The sequence below is a fragment of the Syntrophotaleaceae bacterium genome (genome assembly GCA_041390365.1).
GTDB lineage: Bacteria > Desulfobacterota > Desulfuromonadia > Desulfuromonadales > Syntrophotaleaceae > JAWKQB01.
The window spans coordinates 595,111-619,652 of sequence record JAWKQB010000003.1 but is presented as its reverse complement, the minus strand read 5'-3'; the positions used below and the strand labels follow the sequence as shown (position 1 = coordinate 619,652).

Here is a 24,542-nt window from a genome sequence, read left to right as displayed (position 1 = left end):
GCGGCTTATCATGATCCCGACGGTCCCCCCTTAAGCGCAAACTGAACCCGGAAGTTGACGTTCTGACCGTCCAAACTCATTTTGGCTTCTGATATTTCAACATTGCCGAACTGGTTGGATCTTCTCAGATTTCCGCTCATCCGATTGACGTCCTCGAAGGATTTGGTAGTCCCTTCGAGACGGACGAAGTCCTGATTGTACTGATAAGTCCTCACCTCGAGATCCGGTATGTCCTTAAGCCGTTCCGAAATTTCCTTCAATACGTCGAGAGGCGACAGGTTGCCGGACACCCTGAAAATCGCCGCCCTCTTTTCCAGCTCCTGCAACTGGCTCTGCATCTGCAGGGGTGCATCGACGATCAGTTTCGAGTTGGGGAAGGTGTCCCGATAAGCGTCCCGCACCTGCCGGTCCAGCTGGGACAGGATGCCGGCTCTGGAGACATAATTGATGCTCAGGGCGGTAATCAGGACAACCAGAGCAAGTGCGGCAATGGCACCGGAGAAAACCAGCTGTTTTTTGAGGGAAGCCCAGTCGTTTTTGGAGGCCAGGGGACCCTGGCGGAAGTTGAAGGTGGCCCGGGAATCTCCCAGGCAGGCCCCGACTGCCATCAGAAGCGCCGGGATAAATTTCCTTTCCGGGGCCGAACCGTCCAATGCGGGAAAAGGCTCGTCAACCACCCGGTAACCCTGTTTCTCCAGAAAATGGATCAGTTCCGGCCCTACCCGCGATCCGATCAGGCAAAGAGGGACTTCCTGACCCGCCCCCGCATGCCGGAAAAACAGACACTGGATATGGATGAATTCCTGAATGACCTCGATCGGAGTCTCTGTGGAAACCGGCTGCAGACGATAATCGGCAATCCTGCCATCCTCGACCTGAGCGACGATCGTTTCCTCCCGTCCGGCACAGACCAGCAGACAGTTGTTCAGGTCCTGGTCCAGGCCTGCGACATAGGCAAAGGGGGCCAGATCGAGGACATGCAGAGGCACCCCCGCCTTCTCGAAAGGCTCGACCAAACCCTCCAGAACAGCCAGGGGCATCGCTGCGGTGGGCACCTGATACTGGCCGTCCGCTTGCAGAACTGGCTTCTGGAAACTCGTCAGGTGGTCCGACAGCTCCACCGGAACATGGCTTCCCAGTTCAAAGGGGATGGCCTGGGAAATCTTTTCGGAATCGGCAAAGGGGAAACTGAGCCGCCGGAAAAACCCTTTGCCGGCGGAAACCGCCAGGACCGTTTTGCGTGCCCGGGGAAGGTCTTCCGCAAAAATTCTCCTCAGGAGGGCGATCAGTTCCTCTTCGCTGGAAAAGGATTCTTCGATCAGGGCCTGGACCCGCAGGGGTTCGTGCCCGGAATCGAGCGCCGCCACCCTCAGGCAATCATCGCTGAGATCAACACCGACAAAAAGGGGAGCCATGTGTCTAATGCACCTTGAATGATAGGAGTTGGTTTTTGTCTTTCTGAATGACGGCCTGAATCCTTTTCCCTGCATCGCCTATTCCGGCCGTCGAATTGACATGGTAAAAATTGCTCCTCACGTCAATGTGCGGCCTGATGGAAAAGTAGATCTCCTCCTGCAGGCCGGGGACGTCCTTGACCTCGGTCACCTGCTTGAAAGGATTTGTCTCCCGGTATTCGACAATATTAGAGGCGGCCTCCCGGGTCATTTCGCTGCTCAAAGACATCAGAACTTCCGGACCGGCGGTATTGACGTTAATTCTTTCGCTGCCATAAAGGGTCAGATTCGACCCGATCTTGTCGATGACATCTGCGGAAAATCCTCGAATCATTGCCAGTTCAGCCAATGAATCGAGCTTGCCGTTCTTGCAGGCATAGCCTTTTTCCCGCACATAGTATTCATCTTCGGCTCCAAAGGGCCTGGGATCGCGATCGGGGTCCATCCAGTCGATCAGGGCGTCGGTCAGCTCTTCACCGTCGGCGATTTCCAGCTGCTCGAAAAACCGAAGGAATTTGTCCCTCAGGGAAACATTGACATTCCCCAGATTCGTGACCAGCCGGTTGACGTCCAGTTTTCCCCCGAGATCCTCGATCCTGATGGAGACGGCTCCATCCGCTACCCCCAGGTTGTCCCAGGACTGCCCCCACATCTCGTCGGAGGAATCATATCCGTTGTTATCGGTCTGCAGCATCATCCGACCGGCCTGCACCCCCCCCTTGGCCAGATAGTAAGCCTTGGTGCCGTCGCGAAAGGTTTCCGCCAGACGCATCTGAACGAAGGTTGCAAACGAAAACTCCACAATCAGCGACGTGAGCAGAACGACGATGACCAGAACCGGGAGGAGAACCATCCCCTTTTCGTCTTTTTTGGTCGGATTCATCATCAGCCCCCTATCAGCGGCCTGCGGCCAGGGGAATATCGACCTTGGTGGAAAAAGGCATGATGTCGTTTCCTGTCCTGATTCCCAGGGTGACTTCCACCAGCCGGGGCAGCTTTTTCTCGTCCCCGGCGTTCCATTTTTCGAACCAGGCGCCATTGCCGTAAAACCGGAAACCCAGTTCTGCGACATCGGACAGAATCAGATATTTTGCATCCTCCCCGTCCGCAGCCCGTTCCCCGGTCGCGACGGCCCGATAGAGAATTTTCCGGTCCTCGGCCTCTGTTTCCAGGACATAACGTACGGTCGTCATGGCGGCCGCCTCCATGCCGACAACTGTTTCCAAGGAGGTCGTGAAGGTCAATTCCTTGAATTTATTGTCCTCGATGGTGCAGATAAAGTTGGTTCCGGCGCGGTTCGCCTCCCAATTCGCCCCCCGGAGTTCCCGGCCCAGACGATCGAAAAAAACTCTCGCCTGATGGATCTGGCGGCTCGACTCTTCCACTCTGGCCCTGGCGCGGCTGTTGCTGCTGAAGACTCCGTAGATGGTCGCCATCAGAATCGCCGTGATGGTCACCGCGATCATCACTTCCAGCAGCGTCAGACCCCTTTGATCACGCAAGGCGGGCATTTACCTTTCCATCAGAAACGAGGTGATATCGACCGAGCGGGTAGCGTCCTCGTTGTCCCAGGTGACGGAGACAACAACCATTTTCACCGCTTCCAGCGGTGTCTCCTCATATCGGGCGGTCCAACTGAAAGCCTGGAAGGGCTCCTCGAACCGGCCCTCCGTGTCCACGAAACTCAGGATGTTATCCTCGGCCTCCAGTTCCAGCCGGTTCATTTCCTGCTGAGCCAGAAGGGTCGCGGTCGTCACATTTCTCAGCTTGTCCTGCGCCTGCAGACAACGGTTGCTGAGCCCCAGCAGAGCGGTCAGGGAGATGCCGACAATAGCCACCGCGATGGTCACCTCCAGCAGGGTGAAACCTCTGGAATCAGAATTCATGATAGCCTTCCCGGATGTCCGTGGCCCCGGTAAAGGGGTTGAGCCTGAGGGTCAGGTCTTTCGTCTCACGGGAAAGGTGAATAATGCTTTCTTCCAGATAGCCGCCGGGGAAAAAGCGGATGGTGGCGCTTCCGGTGGAAAAGGATCCCCTGCCGGCCACGCGGATGTCCTTGATCCTGACCCCCTCGGGCAACGCCAGCCTGCTTTTCCAGGTTTCCAGCTCCACCGTCTGGCGGTCGCTTTCCACCACCATCACCCCCAAACGGTTTTCCGCAAACTCCAGGGACAGCCGATGCTCCAGACCGCTGATCGCCGCTTCGTTGAATAAAAACTGCACGGTGCCGGCGATGCGGCGGGCCGACCAGGCCAGGTCGTCACGGCCGTAATGGCTAAGGACCGGAACCGTAAGGGACGCGAAAATGCCGATCAGCAGGATGACGATCGTCAGTTCCCACAGGGTGAAGCCCTTCTGGTTATTCAAGTTCCCAGCTGTTGATGTCGGCATCTTTCCCCTCGCCGCCCACCTCTCCATCCGCCCCCAGACAGATGATGTCGAAATTGTCGTGAACCCCGGGCGACAGGTAGACATACTCTCCGTTCCAGGGATCCAGCGGAATTTTTTTCACATAGCCGTCCTCAGGATACTTGCTGGGAATTCTGCCTGTCACCGGCTTGACCACCAGCGCCTGCAGGCCCTGCTCGGTGGACGGGAAGTAGCCGTTGTCGAGCTTGAACAGACCGAGTGCCTCCTCGAGAGCCTTGATGTCCAGAGTAGCTTTGGTGCGCCGGGCCTCGTCAGGCCGGTCGAGCAGACGGGGGGCGATAAAGGTGGCGAGGATGCCTAGAATGACCACCACAACCATGATTTCGATCAGGGTGAAACCCTTCTGGTTTGCATATGTGCGTCGTGCCATTGTCCTGTAACTCCTTAAGGTATCGCCAAAAGTCATTCCCGAAACGATTTTGATCGGGAATCCAGCCTTTCAGATCCCTGAAAAATGGATGCCCGATAGACCCATTCGGGCAAGACGATGCGAACGTGTCAAACTTGCGTTATCATCCGATCCCCTGGCTGGCCTGGAAAATCGGCAGCAGGATCGCGATCACGACAAAGCCCACCACCACCCCCATGACCAGTATCATCAGAGGCTCCAGCAGCGAAAGCATGGTCGTCAGGGTCATGCCGACCTGCTGTTCATGGGATTCGGCCACCTTGTGCAGCACGCCCTCGAGCTCCCCGCTCTTTTCACCGATAGCCACCATCTGCGCGACAATGGGCGGGAAAAGCGCCGTTTGCCGCAGAGGAGCGGCCAGACCTTCCCCTTCCCGAACGCTCTTGAGAGTGGTATCGAGCACTTCGACCAGCAGACCGTTGCGAAACAGATTGCGCACGATCTCCAAAGCCGTCAGTAACGGCACCCCGCCATGCAGCAGGGTGGCCAGGGTGCGGGAAAAGCGGGCGGTGGCGAGGTAAAGGTTCAATTTGCCGAACAGCGGAACGTTCAGCGCAGCGCGGTCCCGCAGCTCCTTGCCCCTGTCAGTCCTGAGGAAGCGGAACAGGGCATATCCGAGACCTGCTCCGACCAAAACTATCTGCCACCAGTAGGCGGAGATGAAATTCGTGGTTTCGATCAGCAGCCAGGTGGGCAGGGGCAGGGTCTGCTCCAGGTCGTCCAGCATCTGCGTCACCTTGGGGATGACGTAGACGAACAGGAAGGACAGGACGAAGACCCCGACCAGGGTCATCAGCAGGGGGTAGGCGAGAGCGGCCTGCACCTTTGAGCGAAGCCGCGCCTGTTCTTCCAGAAAATCCGCGAGCCGGTCGAGCACCTGCTCCAGCCGTCCGGTATTTTCCCCCACCTGCACCATGCTGGTGAACAGCTTGGAGAAGAGGTGTTGATTCTCCAGAGCCTGGTGAAAGGACTCCCCGGCGATCACGTCCTGGCGCGCCCGGTTGAGGGCCCGGGCCAGGACCGGATGGTCCAACTGCTCACCCAGGGACCGCAGGGCCTCGTCCAGGGGCAGACCCGCTCCCAGCAGAATGGCGAGCTGGCGGGTGGCGATGGCGATCTGCAGTGCCGGAACCTTGCGCCAGGTCAGCTGGCGCCAGGAAAGCCGCCGACCATGGCTTTCCCGTTCCTCCCGCAGGCTGGAAGGGAAGATCCCCTGGCTGCGGAGTTTCTGGATGACCGCGCTTTTCCCGGGGCCTTCGATCAGGCCGCTGACTTTTTTCCCGACCGCATCGAAGCCGGAATATTCGAAGAGCGACAAAACCTTAATCCTCCTGCGTCACCCGGATGACCTCCTCCAGAGACGTTTCTCCGAGAAGGGCCTTCCTCAAGCCGTCGGCCCTGAGAGTCCTCATCCCCTTATGCACCGCGGACAATTTGATGGTGGCCGAATCCTTTTTCTGCAGCAGCATTTCCCGGGCCTCTTCGTCCACCGGCAGCAGCTCGTAGAGACCGGTCCTGCCCCGGTAGCCGATATTCATGCAATCATTGCAGCCGACACCGCGATAAAACACCATTTTCTCGGAGGATAGGCCTTCCTTTTCCAGTTCCTGCAGCAACTCGGGCGGGGGTAGCGTCTCCTCGCGGCAGGTGGGGCAGATTTTTCTGACCAGGCGCTGGGCGAGGATACCGACGATGGACGAAGCAGCGAGAAAGGGCTCCACCCCCATCTCCACCAGCCGGGTCAGGGCGCCGGCCGAGTCGTTGGTATGCAGGGTGGAAAAAACCATATGACCGGTCAAAGCCGACTGAATGGCGATTTCCGCCGTCTCCCGGTCGCGTATTTCACCGATCATGATGATGTCGGGGTCCTGGCGGAGGATGGAGCGGAGGCCGTTGGCAAAGGTCAGGTCGATCTTGGGATTGACCTGGATCTGCCCGACTCCGGCAAGCTGGTATTCGATCGGGTCCTCCACGGTGATGATGTTTTTTTCCCTGGAATTCAGCCGGGTCAGGGCGGCGTACAGGGTTGTGGTCTTGCCGGAGCCGGTGGGACCCGTCACCAGAAAGATGCCGTGCGGTTTGCCGATCATCTTTTCCACCTGGCCGAGCAGGTCTCTGCCGATCCCCAGCTCCTCGAGGCTGAGGATGCTGCTGCTCTTTTCCAGCAGTCGCAGGACCGCCCGTTCTCCGAAGGCGGTCGGCAGGGTGGAAACACGCACATCCACATCTTTGCCGGCGATCCGCACCCGGAAACGTCCGTCCTGGGGCAGACGTTTTTCCGCGATGTTGAGATTCGCCATGATCTTGATGCGGGAGACCAGTCCGGCATGCACATTTCGCGGCGGGCGCAGGACATCGTAAAGGACGCCGTCCACCCGATAGCGGATGACCAACTCCTTTTCAAAGGGCTCGATATGCACGTCGCTGGCCCTTTGTTTGTATCCCTGAGTGATCAGGCTGTTGACGAACCGGATCAGGGGAGCCTCGTCGGAGATATCCAGCAGGTCCGCCGGCTCCAACGTAGCGCCGAGTTTGTCTCCCAGGTTCCCTTCGATCTCCTCGATGACCTCCTGGGAATTCTCCGCCTGCTTTTCCACATGCCGGTTCAGGGCGGCGATAATGTCCTCCGCCGTCGAGAGAATGATTTTGATCGGCTCGCCCGTCACTACCGAAAGATCATTGAGTGGCTGGGTCTCCATCGGATCCGCGACGGCGACCAGCAGTCTGCCATCTTTCTTTTCCAGGGGCAGCAGCAGATTTTTCCGCAGAAACGCAACCGGAATGTTTTCGAGGCATTTTTCCCAGAAGAGACCCTCCGGAATCTTCTCCAGGACCTCGAGCCGCATCTGCTCAGCCAGGGCCTGGGCCAGAACTTTTGGGGAAACCGCCTTTATTTCCAGCAGAATCGATCCCAGCCGCCTGCCCCCTGAATTCCGCTGCTTTTCCAGCGCGGCCTGCAGGGTCTTTTCAGACACCCCATGGCGCTCCCGCAGGATCCTGCCGAGCGAGCTCTGCATATCCTGGTGGAACTCCGTGCTCTCTGTCAGGTCTTGGACTTTCACTTTTTCCCTCAGTAGTGTTCAAGAGGTCCGGTCGGCGTTTCGGTACTCTTCGCCGGCCCTTCCAGCGACAACATCTCCTCCAGGGCCTCAGTCCCCATCTGCAGCCGGTGCATCAGTGCCTGGTTTTTCATGGTGATGTTTTTCAGGTCGCCGGCATTGTTGATGATCTTGGGCGTAATGAACACCATGAGATTTGTTTTCTGCTCGGTCGTGTTCTTGCTTTTGAACAGCCAGCCGAGACCGGGAATGTCCCCCAACAGGGGGACTTTGGAAACGTTTTCCTGAGTATTGGTGCCGATCAGCCCTCCCAGAACCACCGTCTGGCTGTCCTCGGTCAGCACCGTATTCCTGATCAGCCGTTTGGTCCAGGTTGGACCGTTGACGCTGTTCAGGGTCCCGGCTACCAGATCGGTCATCTCCTGAAAAACGTCCAGCCGGATCAGGTTCCCCTGGGTGATCTGGGGAGTGAAGCGCAGAGTCAGGGCGACGTCCTGCCGTTCGATCGTCTGGCTCTGGGCCAGACCGGTGGACCCGGTGTCGGTGAGAGTGCCGGTGACGATGGGTACGTTGGCACCCACCACGATTTCCGCCTCTTCATTGTCAGAGGTCAACAGGCGCGGCGCGGACAGGATATTGACGTCACCGGTCACCTTGGACAGGTGAAGCAGGGCGGAAAAAGCGGGGATGGTGATCTCCTGACCGTCCAGCCCAGTTACCGTGATGGGATTGAACAATCCGCCCAGCATCAGACCTTCAACCGAGCGGGCCAGAAGCCTGGGAATGGAGGTTCCGGTGACGGGCGTCAGGTCGGAAAGGGACACATTGCCGTTGTTCAGGTTCGAGGTGCCGAAGATCACGCTTTCGCTGCCGACATCGGCGCCCCCTTGCAGGGAGACGCCCAGGTCGCGGGTGGCGTCGAGGCTGAGCTCCATGACCAGGGCCTCGACGTAAACCTGCTTGCGCAGGATGTCGAGCCCCCGAATGAGCTCCTCGATGATCTCATAATCCGCGGGCTGCGCATTGATGATCAGGGAATTGGTGGGAATGTCGGCGGTAATGAAGGTTGCCCCGGCCCGCCCCTGGCCGCCCTGGCCGGCGGCGGTGTTGCCCGTCATCGCAGGCGCGCCGGACATCAGTTCGTTCAGGGTCTTGGCGAGGGTTTCGGCATCGGCGTTTTCCAGGTAGTAGACATGGATGTTCGACTGTCCGGACTCCCTTTTCTGATCCAGTTTGCGGATCCACTCCCTGATCGTCTCCAGTTCGGACCCGGAAGCCATGACAATCAGCGAATTGGTCCGCGGATAGGCGAGAATTTTTCCGCCGCCGGTCTGGGCGATCCTCCGCTGCCTCCGGGCAGCGGCCGCCGCCGAACCGTCCTGCTGGGATTCCTCGAGCATCTGGTTGCAGATGCCGGCAACCTCCTCCGCCGATCCCTCTTTGAGGGGGATCACTTCGAAGGTGCCGAGCTTGCCGGAAATATCCAGCTCCCGGATGATCTTCACCAGGCGATCGATATTGGCCGCGCTGTCGGTCACCACCAGGGTATTCGTCGGGGCATAGGCCACCACACTGCTGGTCTTGGGAATGAGGGGGGCGAGAACGGTGGTGGCAAGAATTCCGGCATCCACGTTTGTCAGGGGGATCAGCCGGGTAACGTACTGCTCGGACACCCCTCTGCCCACCGGCAGGCTTTCCTCCTTGGCGGTGCGTGTCGAAACGATCTTTTGCACACGTCCGGAAGGGACCACGGTGAAGCCCTTCTGGTTCAGAACGGCCAGCAACAGGTCGTAGGCCTCATCTACCGTGATTTCCTGGGGGGAAATCAGGGTGACCGTTCCCTTCAGCGTATTGTCGTAGACGAAATTTTTTCCCGTCAATTCACTGATGGTTTTAACGAGGGCGGCCAGTTCGACGTCCTTGAAGTCAAGGGTGACCCGTTCGTCCTTCGTTTCCTGGGCAGCAACCGTCTGCCCTTCAGCCCAGAGACCAGCGGATGAAAAAAGCAGAAAAAGCGCAGCAATCCAGACTGTTTGCCGTTTCACCTGTCACCCCTCCTATTCGACTTCATATTCGAATTCCAGGTTTTCATTTTCCCGTTGCAGAACCAACGAAATCTTCTGGGCTTCTCGCAGTTGCTGATAGATCTGCAGTCCTTTTTCGGCGCTGTCGAGGGAGATCCCGTTGACCTCCCTGATCACGTCGCCCCGCTTCAGCCCCAGGTTCCAGAACAGGGACTGAGGCCGGACCATCACCACACGAAACCCCTCGATCTGCCCTTCTTTCCCCTCCGGGACCAGGCGGGCCTGTTTCATGATCTCATTCATGTTGTCCTTGGCGTTCTGAGCCGTCTGGCTGCCTATGATCCAGCGGTTTTCTCCGACCTCCCTGACATCACTCATGCTGTCGCCCGGAATCGGAGCTGGTGCGTCGGAACCGGTCGCGGAGGGGGAAGATCCGTCCAAGGTCACCTCGTAGATCCTTCCGCTCCCATCCCGTATCCGAACAAGGTCGCGAAGAACTTCCTGCAGGATGCCACCGCCGGGAATTTCCCCGCCCGAACGAACGATATGCTCTTCATTCCTGATCAGGAAAACGGCTAGAGGGGAATGACGGGCGGTCACTGTTCCCAGGAGCGTGAGATCCGTCCGACCCGGTTTCCCCTCCTGCCCGGAACCATCCGCGAGGGAGAGACCATCCGCTTTGTTGCGTGCCTGCGGATCGAACAGGTTATTGGTCAGAACCGACTGATAGGCGTAAAAAGGGGGTTTTCGCCAGGAAAGGCTTTTCTGTCGCGTGGCCGCTTCCATTGACGGCTTCTGCCCGGCCAGATGAAGACCAACCAGAGTGGCCAGGAGATAGCCTGCAGCCAGGCCCAGGAGGATAATCAGAACAAGATTGAGAAGGCGGATATGTTTTTTTTCCAGACCGAAAAACATCAGACCCCCTCCTGCATATTCAATAGAAGGCAAATGCGAGCTTTTCCTGCAAAAATGACCCCATCATCAGTTCAGGCATAACAGGCGGCAAAATCGAAAAGCCTTTCAAAATCCGTGAATTTGATCATCAGGGGCAGAATACAATTATTTTTGCATTTAATCCACAAAATCCTTAAAAGCCTTCCGGAGGTCTCCCGTTGGCCTCAAGGAGACAAAGACTCCCATTACGGCACGGGCGCCGGAAATCCCGGCGCCCGTGGTCGACTTGTATCCAGTCCCTGTGACTCAGAGACCGTCAGTTCACGCGCTTGATGAAAGCCACAGCGCCCTGGCGGCCCACAACCAGGGGTTCGACATCATTATTGAGGTTAAAGGCCTGGCTTTCCACAGCGAAAACGTTGGCCGGAACGGTGCCGCTCCAGACCGCCGCAATCGGAGTCGCACCAGTCCAGCCGGCGATGCGGCTGTTTTCATTGACGGCCACGGCGCTTCCCGCTGCTGCCAGTGAAACAGGAGCTGCGGCCACCCCCGCATCATTCACTGTCCAGGAGACGGGGGAGAGGGCGATATCAGACTCGCCAACCACCAGCCGGTTGCCGTTTACGGCATAGGCGATGTGATCCTCACCCAGGCTCGATGCCGTGTAGGTCGCCCCATTATTGACGGAGCGCCACAGGACGGCATGGAGAATGTTATCACCGTCGAGGGCTTCGCCAACCACCAGGATTTCATCGGTTGTACCGACACGAGCCACTCCATTGGCCGCGCTGAACTGGCTCAGGACTCCCCCGACCGCAAAGACGTTGACCGGGAGGGCAACGGGAGCGTTAAAGCCTCCGGCGCCATCAGAGACCCAGACAACGGCGCGGGTAGTCAGGGCCGCATCCTGGGCTTCGCCGACAATCAGGTCGCCATTGGCACTGATGTCCAGAGCCCGGCTGTTGCCGGCAGCCGTCAGGCCGTCAAGCTGGGTTGGGGTGCTGGACCCGGCCGGCCAGAAGACGGCGACCAGGGCAGTGGTGGCCGTGGAGGACTGACCGACGGCGATTCCGGTCTCATCCAGGGCAAAAGCGGCACTGAAGGAGCCGGTGATTGGATCGAGCGCCCGCGGGGTGATGGCCGCGGCGCCATTGGAATCAACGACCACCTCCCAAAAGGCCGCCGAGATGGGCGCTCCCGGTGTGATTTCGGCAAACCCGATGACTTCGTTGCTACTATTGATATCCACAGCATTGGTAAAATTCGCGGTCACCGTGGCGCCGGTGGCATCGACGGCCTGGGTAATGCTCGCGCCCGCCCCCTCCGGAGTCAAGGCACCCGCCGGGGCGCTGTCGCCACCGCCGCCGCCCCCGCCGCAGCCGGTCAGGAGCACCGGCAGAACCAGAAGGCATCCAAGTATATTAGCCAGTTTTTTCATATCTATCCTCCTTCTCAGCGCACTTGCAGCGCCTGGTTGACGGTCTCGTTGCCGGTTGAGGAGACGATGGTCACGGCGGTGATGTTGGTGGTGGCCGTTCCGCGGAATCTCCAGCGGCCGGTGTCACTGACCTGGGCAGTGCCGAGAACAGCACCCGCGGCGGTATCGCCGGCATGGAAAGTGAGAATGGTACCAGGGAAATTACTGGTCCCTGTAATGTCGAGCCGCAGGCGACGAGTGTCGAAACGCGCCCGGTCGACGGTGATGGTTTCCACGGGGATAACCGTGATCACAACTTCCGCCGGGGACGAGGTCAGCACCTGAGTATCAATGGTCTGGGAAATCTGATAGGTCAGGGTATCGACCCCACCCGCCTGAGCCAGAGTGGTATCCGGGGTATAGATAATGGCGCCGTCACCGTTGACAACGGCGGTTCCATCAATCGGGTCGATTACCACCGCGACCGTCACCGGAACACCATCGGTGAACGTGTCGTTGGCCAGGACATCGATGATATAGGGCGAGGGATCCGCCATATTGAGGGTCACGGCATCAGCCGCCGCAATCGGCACGTCGGGGCTGATGTTGAATTCGAAGGTCGCGGGGTCGAAGACCTTACCCGACACCACCCACTGGTCGGTCTGGCCGATAATCTCCCACTCGCCGTCCTCGACCGTGCCACTGACCAGGCGCTCGACACGGAAAATGTTGCCATTCCAGCCACCGGTAACGGTATGAGGGATGTTGGGGTTACCGACATGGTAGCTGTACAATCCGGTTTCCAGATTCTGGGTCACCAGATCCTGCACCGGGTAATCGGCACCCAAAAGCGTACCAGGGGCAGCCGGATTTTCGAAATTATCCCAAACGAGGAACTGCGGACCGATAATGCCGTAGAGGGCGCCAATGAATGCTCCGTCCGGATCGGCCAGGTTGGAGATGCCGATGTCGGAGGTAAAGCGGACGCGGTCCAGTCGATCCGGATCGCCTTCGAGGATGCGCTCGCCATAGGGGTGGGTCACTCTATAAGTGGCTACCGGCGTATCGGCGTCGAAATTGAACCGGATCCGCTCACGGGCAAAGGAGATCTGGTTGCCGTCAACCATTTCTTCAGCGCCACCGAAGGTCGACTCCAGGGCGAATTCGATAAAATAGGAATCGTCTCCCACATCGATGGTGGCCGCGGCGAAATACCAGAACCCCTCACCGCCGGTCATGAGGGCGGTCTGTACAGGATCCGTGGGAATAATCGGATCGGAAATGCACATGGCATCGCCGGGAGGGCAGAGGGTCAGCTGGATTCCGCCCTCGAAGACCGGCAACTGGGTCACCGGATCGATGGCCTGCTCCCCGGTATTGGTATCGATAACCGGGACCGCTTCCTGATACCAGTGAGGATAGCCCAGGGAGTAGTCGTCACTGTAATCCTCTTCCCCTGCAACCTGGCCGGTGGAAGGGGTGACAAAGAAATTTTCCCGGTTTACCGGTCCAACGGCAAACAGGTTGGGGACCGGCGCGTTGGCATAAACGTAAAGGTTACCATCATCCACTATGTCATTGACCTTGCCCATGATGGACCACAGGTCGGTTTCGACAACATCGCCACCCAGGCCGTCGAGGTTGGATCCCTCGGGACCCTGGACACGGAAGACGTTGTTGTTCAATCCGCCGACCACAGGGCTGAGAACATTCGGGTCACCGATGTACTGCTCCAACACCTCTTCTGTCGGTTCCCCGGAAACGGGGTCGACGGCAAGGACCTGCAGGTCGGGATTGGTATCGAAGTTTTCCCAGGTCAGGTAGGGGCCGATGGGGCCGGTCAGGGTCCCGCGAAACGCGAGAGCCGGGTCGAGGAAGTTGGCCGATCCGATATCGGCGGTCATGTTGATGCCGTCGGGCTCGCCGTCCAGATCCTCATCCCCCACCTCGAACACCACGGAAGTTGCGGAATAAGGATGGGTGATGGTGTAGGTGCCGACTACCGGGGTGTCGATCCGGATACGGGTCCGGGCGAAGGTAATCTGCTGGCCGTCAATCGGCTCTTCAGTCCCGCCATAGGTGCTTTCAACGGCGAATTCGATGGTCGCGTCACCGACTGCCCCATTGAGACCCAGGGGGATTGAGGCAACGGCCATATAATAGAAACCTTCTCCCGTAACGAACGGCGGGTTGGGGTCGAGCGGATCCCCAATGCAGAACTGGGCCGCGGCGGTGGCAAGCCCCGCCGGTGGCGGAACGCACAACTCCAGTGCGACGTCACCGTCCGTGTAAAAAGCCGGATAGCCATGGGGTGTAATGGGGTCGCCCAGATCGGTCAGGACTGCCCCGGCGGGTGCCGCCCCGATCCAGCTCAAAGCCAGGATCAGTGTGGCGACCATCAACTTAATTCTCGCTGCCATGATAAAATCTCCTTTTCTCCAAATGGAACAACACTTGCGGCCGGTGCTTTCGTTCAGCCGTTTTTGGCCTGATTAGCTTTGGTCCTTATGGTGAAGCCGGTGTGGCCACGAAGGCCTGGGTTCCGGCGATGCCAACAATCTGCCGGTTGTCGTTGATGCCGTAGGCCTGGCTGAAGGTGGCCAGGGTCAGCCTCTGGTTGTCCGCAATGTTGACAGCGTTCCAGATGGTGGCGTTGTCGGTGCCCGTGTTGGCATTGACGTAGCCGACCATCCTGTTGTTGTAATTGATGGATTGAACCGAGGTGGCGGCAGGCAGAGTTGACTTGACCGTGCCGTCGGGATTCCAGACCATGCCGAACACGTCCGCTCCCACCTCGGCCTCACCGACAATATTGCCGGACAGATCGACGCCGAAAGCCACGCTGCCCGTCTGACCGGTTATCTCCGTCAGGGGCAGGGGAGCCTGACCGGGGGTAAAGACACCTCCGGCACCCGGAGTCCAGACCACCGCCTGGACGGCCCCGAGGGCGTTGAGCGACTCGCCCACCACGAAACCGGCGTCATTGATGAAGTACGCGGCGCTGAAGGCCGCCGGATCATTACTGAGGTTGCCCAGAATGATCGGATCGGCCCCGATTGCCGGCCAGTACACGGCATTAGTGCCGCTCCCGGCCTCGCCGACGATTTCACCATTGGCGTTCATGGCATAGGCGGCCGAGTTCCCCGCCGGCAGCCCGACCGTACTCAGAACCTGCGGAGTCGTAGTGCCGGCGGGCCAGTGAACAGCCAGAATATTGCCGAGACCGTCCTCCGATTCACCAACCGCCGTGCCATCCGGATTGATGCCGTAAGCAGCGCTGTAAAGGGTGGAATCGCCACCGAGAGGATCGAGCTGTTCAGGAGCGGCGGCAGGAGCAGCCGCGTCCCAACGAACTCCCTTGATGATGCTTGTGGCGTCTTCGCCGTAACCGACGGTCATACCCGTCGGATTGATGGCGATGCCGGCGCTGAAGCTGCCGCCGGTAAGATTGGCCAGAATGGCCACGTCGAACACGGTGTCTGCAACGCTGACCTCGCCGCCGCCGCCACCGCCACCGCCGCCACCGCAGGCAGTGAGAGATAGACTGACAGCCACCGTGAGGCCCCTCAGAATCAGTCTCAGGCTTTTCATCATCGTCTCCTTTGTCCTTATTCCTGATTGCATTCCTTCTATTTCATCAAACCCTTAAGGCTGGTAATGGAACTGAGTGCTGGACAGACCGTCCGGGGCCAGGAAGGGCCTCAGAGGCGGCAACCCCTGGGCATTTCGCCCCAGTCCACCAACGGCCGGAATTTCCAATAAATTGTCGCTCAGTACGCGGCTTCGCTTCGGATTGCCCGGGACCCGGTCGAGATGACCGTCGGCAACGAACAGCTGGGGATGGTCGAAGGGGGCCATTTCCCAGCGGACCCGCTCATCGGTCAGGGAGAGGAGGAAATCCACCAGTTCCTCCTGACCTTCTTCATTGCCGCGCAGGGAGCCGATGGGTTGAATCGCCGGATCCAGGTTTGCGATATTTTCTGCCGGGAAGTTGCCTCCGCGGGTGTAGAAATCGACCACCTGCATCAGAGTCACCATGCTCCCGTTATGCATGTAGGGACCAGTGAGCTCAACATTGCGCAGCCCCGGGGTCTTGAAGGCGCCGTTGACCGCCTGGCGGGTATTGAGGTCAACCTGGTCCGGGCAGATGGTGGGAGGATCAGCCAGAAAATCGTTGATACATCCCGGCTGGGCAACGGGGTCGAAGGGCAAAGTATTTCGCTCAAACCACTGCCCGGTGAAGGAAATGGGCAAGCTCTGGCCATTGATCGTCACCCGACCGCCGCGTCCCGAATCGTCGGTCGTGGGCGCCACCCCGATGTTATAGAAGCCGATGTCATAGTTGCCCAGGCTGTTGTCCGCCATGGCCATCAGCTCGATGAGTCCAGGCTCACCAGGGGCTTTGGCAAAGGTGATGGAGGCGCCGGTCAGTTCCGGCCCGATATGGCAATCGAGGCAGCCGGCTCCGCCGGACTGGAAAGTTCCCCAACCCCGTTGCGCGCTCGGGCTCAGGGCCCCGATATCACCAGCCAGAAACCGGTCGAAGGGGCTGTTGTTGGCCACAAGGGTGGCTACATAGGACTGCACGGCAAGACCGAAAAACAGGGGGAAATTGTGCTCGATTTGACTGTATCCGTCGATGACTGAGGAGCTGTTGTAGAACTCCGGGCGGAAGGCTGCCTGGATCATGGCCTGATAGGTGGTATTCAGACCTTTGCCGGAGGAATGGCGAGCCCCTCCCAGAAGGCTGTCCTGGGGGTGGACATCCTGTCCGGCCAAAGGACGCAGGGACAGCATCTTGCGTCCGATATCCGGCCAGGTGCGGCCGATCCAGGACATTTCCAGGGTGTCGAGTGGTGGCCCCAGGGCCTGGGAGGCAACACTGGAATTATCCAGGGCATAGGGGTTGTTGAGCAGGTTGTCGACCAGGCTGACGGGCGTGAGTGTGCCCCCCTGGTTGATGTGGACCACCGCCTGCTGATCCATGATGCCGAAAATATTCACCCCGTTGAAAAAGTGGTTGGCTCGTCCGTTCCAGTTGTTGGCGAAGTTGAAGACAGAGTTGATGATGGAAGGAGCATTGCGCCGTGTGGCGCCACGAACATTGCGTCCATGAAGATTGAAAACGGGGTCGGGCTCCGAACGGGCAGGCTCCCGGGGAAGGCCTTCGACGATCCCCAGGGAACGGCTTCTGTTCACCCCCTGGCTGCCGGCCCGATCGTCACGCACGGTACGGGCGGAATCCGGGTCGTCCGGCGCAGCGAAGCTGACGAAGGGAAAGTCATTTGTTCCTATCTGATTGTTGACCCGAGACCCGTTGTCGAAAGTGCCGTTCGCCCCCGGATTCAGCGTGTTGCGGGTTCGGCCGTCCGCACCGGCATGGAAGTGGCAACTCGCGCAGGCCATCTGGCCGTCACTGCCAAGCTGCATGTCCCAGAACAGCGCTTTCCCCAAACGTCGGGCGGCAGTGCGGTCGGCCACGAACTGGTTTAGATTGACAGGTTCTGGCACGACCACCGTATTGAGGGGGGCGGGATCGACGGCCGAAGCCGGAGCGGGAGCGAGCATGACCAGCGCCAGAGGTAAGGCTGCCAATAACACCAGGTGACGGGTTCGCATTTTCTTTGTCTCCTCATTTTCCATCAATCCATAGAATGACTGTTGCATCAGTTCAACGGGTTGATCGTCACTCATACAAACGCAGCACGTTTCTACCTGAAACGCACATCCCTTCCGAAAGTCCGCACCCCATTGGCCGATTCGGCGCTGACCCCGGGCAGGGGTCCGGGCCCGGACTGGAAGGCGGGACCGCTGAAGCGCCAGCGGCCATCGGGGGTCACTGTGGCGCTGCCGATAACAGGGCGGAACAGTTGACCGCGAATATCGCCAGTCGGAAGATCCAGTGTGTTGACAATGACATAGCAGTCACCGCGCAGAATGGCATCGACGGCATCGGCAAAGGAGCTGATGCCCCTGTCCGGGCGGGGCTGCAGGTCGAAGGTCCCAAGGGTACTGTTCAGGGGGCTGACGAAGGGAAGACCGAACAGCCCTTCGAACAGGGTGAAAATGACCGGCCCGTCTTCATTGGGAGCACCCACATTCAGGGTGATTCGGGTGGCGGAAGACGCAAGCTCCGCCGAGACCAGGTACTCGATGGTGTTTTCGCCGATGCGCAGGGCCACGCTGCCGTCGGAGCCACTTGTAACCGGTGGAACCTGGCCTGCGGCCTCCGGTGTGAGCAAAGCGCGCGGTTCGGCGAAGAGGTTGATCGTGTTGTTCTGGCTTTCAGTCGTGGTGCCGCTGATCAAGTATCTGCCGGTTCGCATACGGAAATCGGCGCGTTCCACCTGCAGATCTTCCACCACGACCGTCACGGTGGCCGGCGGCGAAATCAGGCCGCCGGTATCCTGCACCACGTAATCAAAAGAGTCAGTGCCGGTGAAGTCCGAGGGCGGAATGTAGATGAACTCTGCCTGCCCGGTCTGAATGGGAATGATGCGGCGCACCGTACCCCCCATGGTCGTGGGCAATACGGCTGTCAGAATCGGCATGCCGTTGTTGTTGAGCACCGGCCCCCCGGTCACCGGATCAGCCACGACGACCGCCTGAAGATTGACGCCGTGCACGTTTGAGTCGGAAACGGGATCGAGAAGGTTGGGGTCGGCGGGGAAAACATTGATGGAAACAGGGCGTCCTATCGCGGTTCCGACAGTGATGTCGTTCGCTGTGGGAGCCGTATTGGGTCCATCATCGAAAATCTTCCCCATCACCTGAAAGTTCGTCATGGTGACGATATTGTCAGGTGTCCCGTCAATGGCGCCGGCATCCAGGGTAAAGCCGACCGGTGGATTGAGCAGCTCAATTTCAAAGAAATCGACGCCACCCAAGCCTCCGGTTATCGGTTGAAACACCTCTACAAGTCCGGGGGCGAAGGGCAGGCCGATATAAGCCGTGCCGTTCACGCCGACAACGGGGCCGCCGGTAAAAGTGGCGGGATCAAATACGTCGTCGGACGGAACCAGAAAGGGACCGACGGTGGCCCCGTTGCTGTTGACCACCCCGTCATCAATCGCCGGATTGAGGCCCGGGGGAGCCACAAAATTAATCTGGTTCCGCATGGAAACCAGAAAATTCTGGACATCCAGAATCCCCAGGTCCTGAGTCTGGTTGATGGCGCGGGTCCCGGGAGTGGCGACCTCATAATCGAAGCTGCCGAAGGGGTGGGTCACTCTGTAGGTGCCGGCCACGGGAACGTCGATGCGCAGGCGGATGCGGCTGAAAACCAGCTGGCTTCCGTCGGATGGCCCCCCTTCATTGGCGAAACCGGCTTCCTGGGCCAAAGTCAACAGGGCTCCGTACTCAAGGCCGTCGCTGCTGATATAGGTATCGGCAAACACCGCCGACCAGTAGAGCGCCTCCGACCCGAAATTGCCGGGGAAGGACACCGGGACACCGGCCAGAGGAGCAGCGACCTCGCAGGGATTTACCGTGACACCGTTGTTCAGCAGGATCTGGCGGTCCAGGCAGAGTTCCAGTTGCAGGCCGGTCCCATCCTCATACCAGAGGGGGAACCCGTTGGCGAGACTGACTGCCACCTGGGTTGGATCACCAGCAGGAGGTATGTCGTTGGAGACGAAATTGAGGGCGGCGGCCGCCGGGGTGGAAAGGCAGAGGCCCAAAAAACAGGCCGTGAGAAAAACCTCCATCCTTAATACAAAATCAAAGTTTTTCATGACACATTCCCGTAAGCAGAAATGACCCGTTAGGGATCAGGCCGTTGACAGTCGTGATGCGGCTCACTGTCAATCTCGTGAACGGCACCTCCACGGATATCGACCTTGGCGCACCCACCGACCGTCAGCGGTCCGTCCACTTCGTCGAATTCGGTCCCGGGACTGGCAACAACGGTCTGTCCACCGATGATCCAGGTGCCCAGCAGGCCTTCCGGCATGGATTCAACCCATCCATAGAAGCGGACCCGGTCTTTTTTGTCATCCCGAGCCTCGCCATGACTGGAAAACCCTGCAACCGCGATAGCCAGCATAAGTGCTGTCAAAAGGATTCGTTTCATACGGAATCTCCTTTCAATCACCACGACATATTTGAAATATTTAAAACCGGCCTGCTTTGGTTCTCGGCATGGCCAGCCTGTCGAAATAGCAAGAGAAGTGATTATTTATATTTGAATCGGATGGCATAACCACCGAGAAAGGAGAAGTTCAGTGTCGCTCCCTGGGGGACTAAAAACATAAAAATAATTAACCATTTCAAGAAAATTAAATAAAATAAAACCTGAGCAGATGCTGAAACTTTCTCAAATGTTAGTAAAATGGAAGGAATGCCCTTGTTACCTCTGCCCATTCTTCCCATCAGTAGTGCATTAACCCTATTAATCTTAATACTGACAGGACAATTGCCCTTGTCAAATATTAATTTTTTCTTTAGATTTAGCTCCAGTGAATCACAAACTATGCGGTTTTTATCTTTATTTTGCATAAAATAAATAGGTTTTACTTTTCATTAATAGTCTAAACCACACTGTTTAAATATGCAATTCAGCTCACTGTTTTTTCGAGCTTTTTTGTTCCTTTAAACCGCTCCGCAACGATAAATTCCCGATTTCATTTAAAAATCGAAAAAATTATAATTTTCTGGGTTTTTGAATAAAACATCGTGCATGTCCGAAATTCAAATCTCACAAAGGAACTTTTCGGGCTCAAATTTTGCTTAATTACAAGTGTTCATTGGGTCAAACGCACAAAAACTGCCCGAAAAGATTATTTTCATTTACCGGAGTTTTTCGACATTTACGAGCAAGACCCGTCGGATCTGGTCCTGCCGTGAAACTTTTGGTCGAGGCGTGAAAACAATTTTCGTCCCTTGCATGGGCGATATGCCCATTTACTTCAGGAGGTACTCCATGCAGCCAGTCACTCGTGCCCTTTTGATCCTTTTCCTGCTTTGCCTGTTCCCCTTCGGCGCCGTTGCCGATGAAAACATCTCCCTTAAACTCAGCTATGTCTTTCTGTCCCCCGACGGCCAATTCGCGTCTACGGAATCGGGGACCATCAATACCGAAATCGACCTGGAGGACGACCTGGACTTCGACGACAGCGAGGAACTGACGGCCGAGGCAGCCTTTCAGTTCGGTTCTTTCCGGCTTGCCGTGGGCTACCTGCCCCTCGATTTCTCCGGCACATCCGTTCTGGACAGGACCATTATTTTCGAGGGCGAAGTCTTTCCGATTTCCGATACGGTCAAAGGGGAAATAGACATCGACATCTACGATGTCGGATTGACCTGGAATCTGCTCAACCTCGACGATCTTCCGGTTCGCATCCAGGCCGGGCCCGAGTTGTCGGTCAAGGTTGTGGATGGCGAGGTCAGCCTTTCTAGCCAGACCAACAACTTCCGCGAGAAAATCTCCGGTACCATTCCGGTTCCGACCATCGGATTGCGGGCCAGACTCGGCATTGCCGACTACCTGGCACTGATCGGCCGGGCAGGATACATGAGCTACAGCGACAACAGTTTCCTGGATGCCGACGCCCAGATCGAGTTCTCCCCCCTGCCCATGGTTGGAATCTTCGGCGGCTATCGCTACCTGGATCTGGACGTGGACGAATCGGACCTTTTCATCGACGCTACCTTCTCCGGTCCCTATGCAGGAGCCTTTCTCCGCTTCTGATCCTCCTTCATGGGGTGTACAAAAACGGCCCCGGGACTGGGAATCCCGGGGCCGTTTTTTTTGCGCCAACGCTCACAGACTCTGTCGAATCGCTCTTTCGTGCACTGTTTTTCGCCTTCGGCTTGTCTTTTTCCAATCTGCGAAAAATTTTCTTATAAATTGAAGCTCCATTTTCCTATAATGGACACTGCAGACCCTGTATGTTTCAGAACAACCGGAACTTTTCTAAGGCAATGCCTTATGCATCGAAATCCCGATCATGAAAAAGAAACTTGCTTAATCCCTCCATCCGATTCTGCCTCGTCAAACAAATGCCTCAACACTACAGGCCTCCATCAGGAATTCATCGACCTTTTGCCGGACCCTGTTTTTTTCAAGAGGATGGATGGCGTCTACCTGGCATGCAATACCGCTTTCGAAAACCTGATGGGAGTGCCACGGGGAGAGATTGCCGGAAAAAGTGACGGTGACATCTTCGCACCCGTCTTTGCTCAGCTCAATCGCCGCCACCACGCTCGATTGGTGCAGGAAAAACTCGCGAAGCTTCAATATGACGGCATTCTCGCAGCCAAAGGCGGAAGCCGACGGGAAGTGGTCATTCAGTTATCCCTCTTCCGGGCATCAGACGTGGAATGCGTGTTCGGCATCCTGCAGGACATCACCGAACGGAAACGCAATGAAATATCGCTTCGGGAAAAGAAAAACCAGTTACACAGTATTGCAGACAACATGCTGGACCTGGTCAGCGAAGCCGATCAGCAGGGCTTTTTCCGCTACCTCAGTCCTTCCCATCAGTCTGTACTTGGCTTCGCCCCCGAGAGCCTGCTAAATACCTGGCTGTATGATCTGATGCATCCCGAGGATCTGGAGCGGATGCGGATCGTTTTTCAGGACATGCTGCCCGCTCTGGAAACGGTCAAGTCGCAATTCCGTTACCGTCACTCCAAAGGCTACTATATCTGGCTGGAAACCATCGCTAAATGCACCAGGGACAGTTTAAACCGCATCACCGGAGCGGTGTTCGCCAGTCGGGACATCACCGAACGCAAAAGGGCCGAAATGGCTCTGGTCAGCGGCAAGGAGCAGTTCCGCTGGGTCGCCGACAACATGCTCGATCTGGTCAGCACTGCCGACCAGAACGGTTCTTTCACCTATCTCAGCCCCTCCCACAGGGAAGTCCTGGGCTTTTCTCCCGAAACCCTGATCGGAACCTGCCTCTACGACCTGATGCACCCGGAGGATCTGGAACGGATGAGGACCGCGTTTCAGGAAACCTTGCCGGAGAAAAAAAAGGTTCGGGAAGAATTTCGCTATCGTCATGCCGACGGCCACTATGTCTGGCTGGAGACCATCGGCAAATGCATCACCGAAGGCTTGCGGGTGACGGGCGCCGTTTTCGCCAGCCGTGATGTCAGCGAACGCCGGCGCGCTTCAGAGGCGCTGCGGGAGGTCAATCAAACACTGCAGGCGACCATTCAGGCGTCGCCACTGGCCATTTTCGTGTTGGACACCCAGGGCCGCATCCAGCTCTGGAATCCGGCATCCCAGCAGATGTTCGGCTGGACGGAGCAGGAAGTGCTGAACCAGGACTATCCGCTGGTGCCGATCGGGCTGGAAAGCGAATTCAGCCGGAACCTGGAACGGATGAACCGGGGAGAGCGTTTCTACGCTCAGGAAACCAGGCGCCGGCACAAGGATGGCAAACTGCTGGACATCAGCTTTTCGACGGCGCCTCTTTGCGATCCGAAAGGGGATATCATCGGGACGGTAGGCGTTCTGGCCGACATTACAGAACGCAAGCGGACCGAAATTGCCCTGCGGGAAAGCGAGCAACTGTTTCGCAGCATTTTCGAACAGAACGAGGACCCCGCCTTTTTGTTCAACCCGACGAATCTGGCCATTCTCGACGCCAATACTGCCGCAACCAGGCTGTATGGCTACAGCAAGGAAGAACTGCTGGGCGGCGGACTGGCGATGCTGATGAAACCGAAGATCCTGGCCGCCTTTGCCCAGAAACTTTCGGCACAGAAAGAAGACTCGAACCGCGAAATGGTGTGGGGTTCCGATTCTCCGCTGCATACACTTGACAGCCGGGGGGACAGGATCATCGTCACGTTTCGCGGCCGACTGCTCCGCTCCAGGGGCCAGCAGTACCTCTACGGCACCTTCCGGGACATCACGGAAAAACTGCGTATTCGCAAGGAACAGGCCGAATTGCAGGCCAAACTGATTCAAGCCAACAAGATGACCGCCATCGGCACCCTGGCCTCCGGCATCGCCCATGAAATCAACAATCCCAACAACTATCTGCTGTCCAGCGCCCAGTACCTGGAGGAAGCCTGGCCGGATATTCAGCGCCTGCTGCAGGAACCGACCGCGAACAGGCCGGATCTGACCTTCGGCGGGCTGCCCGCCGATGAGGCCCTCAAGGATATCCCCCAACTCCTTCACAGTCTCATTGAAGGCTCGCGGCGCATCCAGAACATCGTCACCAGCCTCAGAGACTTCTCCCGCCAGGACGATGGTTCGGCGCACCGCCCCTGCGACATCAACAGGATCATCGAAGAGGCGCTGATCATTCTCGGCAACAAAATCAGACAGAATACCGACCACTTTGCCTGCAACCTGGCCGAGGGACTGCCCCCGGTCCTGGGACATTTCCAGAAAATCGAACAGGTCGTGATCAACCTCATCATCAACGCCCTGCAGGCCTTGCCCGATCGTCAGGCCGGCGTGTTCGTCAGTACGATCTTTCAGGAGAAACCGCGCTCCATACTGGTGAGGGTAAGGGACCAGGGCGTGGGGATATCCCCCGATATCCGGGGACGGATTCTCGATCCTTTTTTCACGACCCGGCAGAAAACCGGCGGGACCGGCCTCGGCCTCTCGATCTGCTATTCGATCATCAAGGACCATCAGGCCACCATCGATTTCGATTCACAAGTCGGCGTCGGCACGGTTGTCACCGTAACCTTTCCGGCACTTTAACCTCTTTCCGATGATTCACAGAGTGCTAGCGATCTTCATCATCAGGAGGGGGTGAAAGAATCGAGCGGCCCTCGTCAAAATGTTGCCGACGCACCCCTGCAAGTTTCGTTGCTTTTCGAAAAAACCTTTCTCTTCTCTCTTCTCCGCAGTTTTCACCTGATTTTCCTTTTTCCGTAGCG

General features: G+C 57.8%; 18 protein-coding genes. 2 read left to right on the top strand and 16 right to left on the bottom strand.

Annotated features, from left to right (window positions below; genetic code table 11):
* Window positions 1-8: 8 nt before the first annotated feature.
* The 16 genes from gspL to R2940_15075 all read right to left on the bottom strand — a co-directional run bounded on the left by gspL (window position 9) and on the right by R2940_15075 (window position 19,758).
* The gene (gene gspL, locus R2940_15150; GenBank protein ID MEZ4601125.1) at window positions 9-1,415 is read right to left on the bottom strand and encodes a type II secretion system protein GspL; all 1,407 of its coding nucleotides are present in this window, start codon (window positions 1,413-1,415) and stop codon (window positions 9-11) included.
* A 4-nt stretch (window positions 1,416-1,419) separates the two neighbouring features.
* Window positions 1,420-2,337, bottom strand: a complete 918-nt coding sequence (gene gspK, locus R2940_15145; protein ID MEZ4601124.1) for a type II secretion system minor pseudopilin GspK — start codon at window positions 2,335-2,337, stop codon at window positions 1,420-1,422.
* 13 nt (window positions 2,338-2,350) lie between these two features.
* Entirely contained in the window at window positions 2,351-2,965 is a 615-nt protein-coding gene (locus tag R2940_15140) for a type II secretion system protein GspJ (GenBank protein ID MEZ4601123.1), read from the bottom strand.
* Window positions 2,966-3,340, bottom strand: a complete 375-nt coding sequence (locus R2940_15135) for a prepilin-type N-terminal cleavage/methylation domain-containing protein (GenBank protein ID MEZ4601122.1) — start codon at window positions 3,338-3,340, stop codon at window positions 2,966-2,968. It abuts the gene before it with no gap.
* Entirely contained in the window at window positions 3,330-3,821 is a 492-nt protein-coding gene (locus R2940_15130; protein MEZ4601121.1) for a prepilin-type N-terminal cleavage/methylation domain-containing protein, read from the bottom strand. The genes R2940_15135 and R2940_15130 overlap by 11 nt, the downstream gene beginning before the upstream one ends.
* Window positions 3,814-4,254, bottom strand: coding sequence for a type II secretion system major pseudopilin GspG (gene gspG, locus R2940_15125; protein ID MEZ4601120.1), 441 nt, complete (start codon window positions 4,252-4,254; stop codon window positions 3,814-3,816). Before gspG ends, R2940_15130 begins: the two co-directional genes overlap by 8 nt.
* Before the next feature lie 142 nt (window positions 4,255-4,396).
* Window positions 4,397-5,611 carry a type II secretion system F family protein gene (locus tag R2940_15120; protein MEZ4601119.1) on the bottom strand — a complete coding sequence of 405 codons (1,215 nt, stop codon included), beginning with the start codon at window positions 5,609-5,611 and terminating at the stop codon, window positions 4,397-4,399.
* A 4-nt stretch (window positions 5,612-5,615) separates the two neighbouring features.
* Window positions 5,616-7,355 (bottom strand): type II secretion system ATPase GspE, encoded by a 1,740-nt coding sequence (gene gspE / locus R2940_15115; GenBank protein MEZ4601118.1) that lies wholly within the window; start codon window positions 7,353-7,355, stop codon window positions 5,616-5,618.
* An 8-nt stretch (window positions 7,356-7,363) separates the two neighbouring features.
* A complete protein-coding gene (gene gspD / locus R2940_15110) occupies window positions 7,364-9,397 on the bottom strand; it encodes a type II secretion system secretin GspD (protein MEZ4601117.1) in 2,034 nt (677 codons plus the stop codon).
* 12 nt (window positions 9,398-9,409) lie between these two features.
* Window positions 9,410-10,291, bottom strand: a complete 882-nt coding sequence (locus R2940_15105; protein ID MEZ4601116.1) for a PDZ domain-containing protein — start codon at window positions 10,289-10,291, stop codon at window positions 9,410-9,412.
* Between the two features lie 295 nt (window positions 10,292-10,586).
* A complete protein-coding gene (locus tag R2940_15100; protein ID MEZ4601115.1) occupies window positions 10,587-11,708 on the bottom strand; it encodes a hypothetical protein in 1,122 nt (373 codons plus the stop codon).
* Between the two features lie 14 nt (window positions 11,709-11,722).
* On the bottom strand, window positions 11,723-14,107 hold the full coding sequence (locus R2940_15095) for an Ig-like domain-containing protein (GenBank protein MEZ4601114.1): 2,385 nt from the start codon (window positions 14,105-14,107) through the stop codon (window positions 11,723-11,725).
* Between the two features lie 85 nt (window positions 14,108-14,192).
* Complete coding sequence (locus R2940_15090) at window positions 14,193-15,278, bottom strand: hypothetical protein (GenBank protein ID MEZ4601113.1); 1,086 nt, start codon at window positions 15,276-15,278, stop codon at window positions 14,193-14,195.
* 54 nt (window positions 15,279-15,332) lie between these two features.
* Window positions 15,333-17,306 carry a cytochrome c peroxidase gene (locus R2940_15085; protein MEZ4601112.1) on the bottom strand — a complete coding sequence of 658 codons (1,974 nt, stop codon included), beginning with the start codon at window positions 17,304-17,306 and terminating at the stop codon, window positions 15,333-15,335.
* Between the two features lie 92 nt (window positions 17,307-17,398).
* Window positions 17,399-19,420: a CHRD domain-containing protein gene (locus R2940_15080; GenBank protein ID MEZ4601111.1), complete on the bottom strand. Its 2,022-nt coding sequence runs from the start codon at window positions 19,418-19,420 to the stop codon at window positions 17,399-17,401.
* Window positions 19,421-19,449: 29 nt separating this feature from the next.
* The gene (locus R2940_15075) at window positions 19,450-19,758 is read right to left on the bottom strand and encodes a hypothetical protein (GenBank protein ID MEZ4601110.1); all 309 of its coding nucleotides are present in this window, start codon (window positions 19,756-19,758) and stop codon (window positions 19,450-19,452) included.
* An 849-nt stretch (window positions 19,759-20,607) separates the two neighbouring features.
* On the opposite strand from R2940_15075, the gene R2940_15070 reads away from it, so the two are divergent.
* Together R2940_15070 and R2940_15065 are read left to right on the top strand one after the other, a co-directional pair.
* Window positions 20,608-21,375, top strand: a complete 768-nt coding sequence (locus R2940_15070; GenBank protein MEZ4601109.1) for a hypothetical protein — start codon at window positions 20,608-20,610, stop codon at window positions 21,373-21,375.
* A 9-nt stretch (window positions 21,376-21,384) separates the two neighbouring features.
* Window positions 21,385-24,363, top strand: coding sequence for a PAS domain S-box protein (locus R2940_15065; GenBank protein ID MEZ4601108.1), 2,979 nt, complete (start codon window positions 21,385-21,387; stop codon window positions 24,361-24,363).
* Window positions 24,364-24,542: the final 179 nt, after the last annotated feature.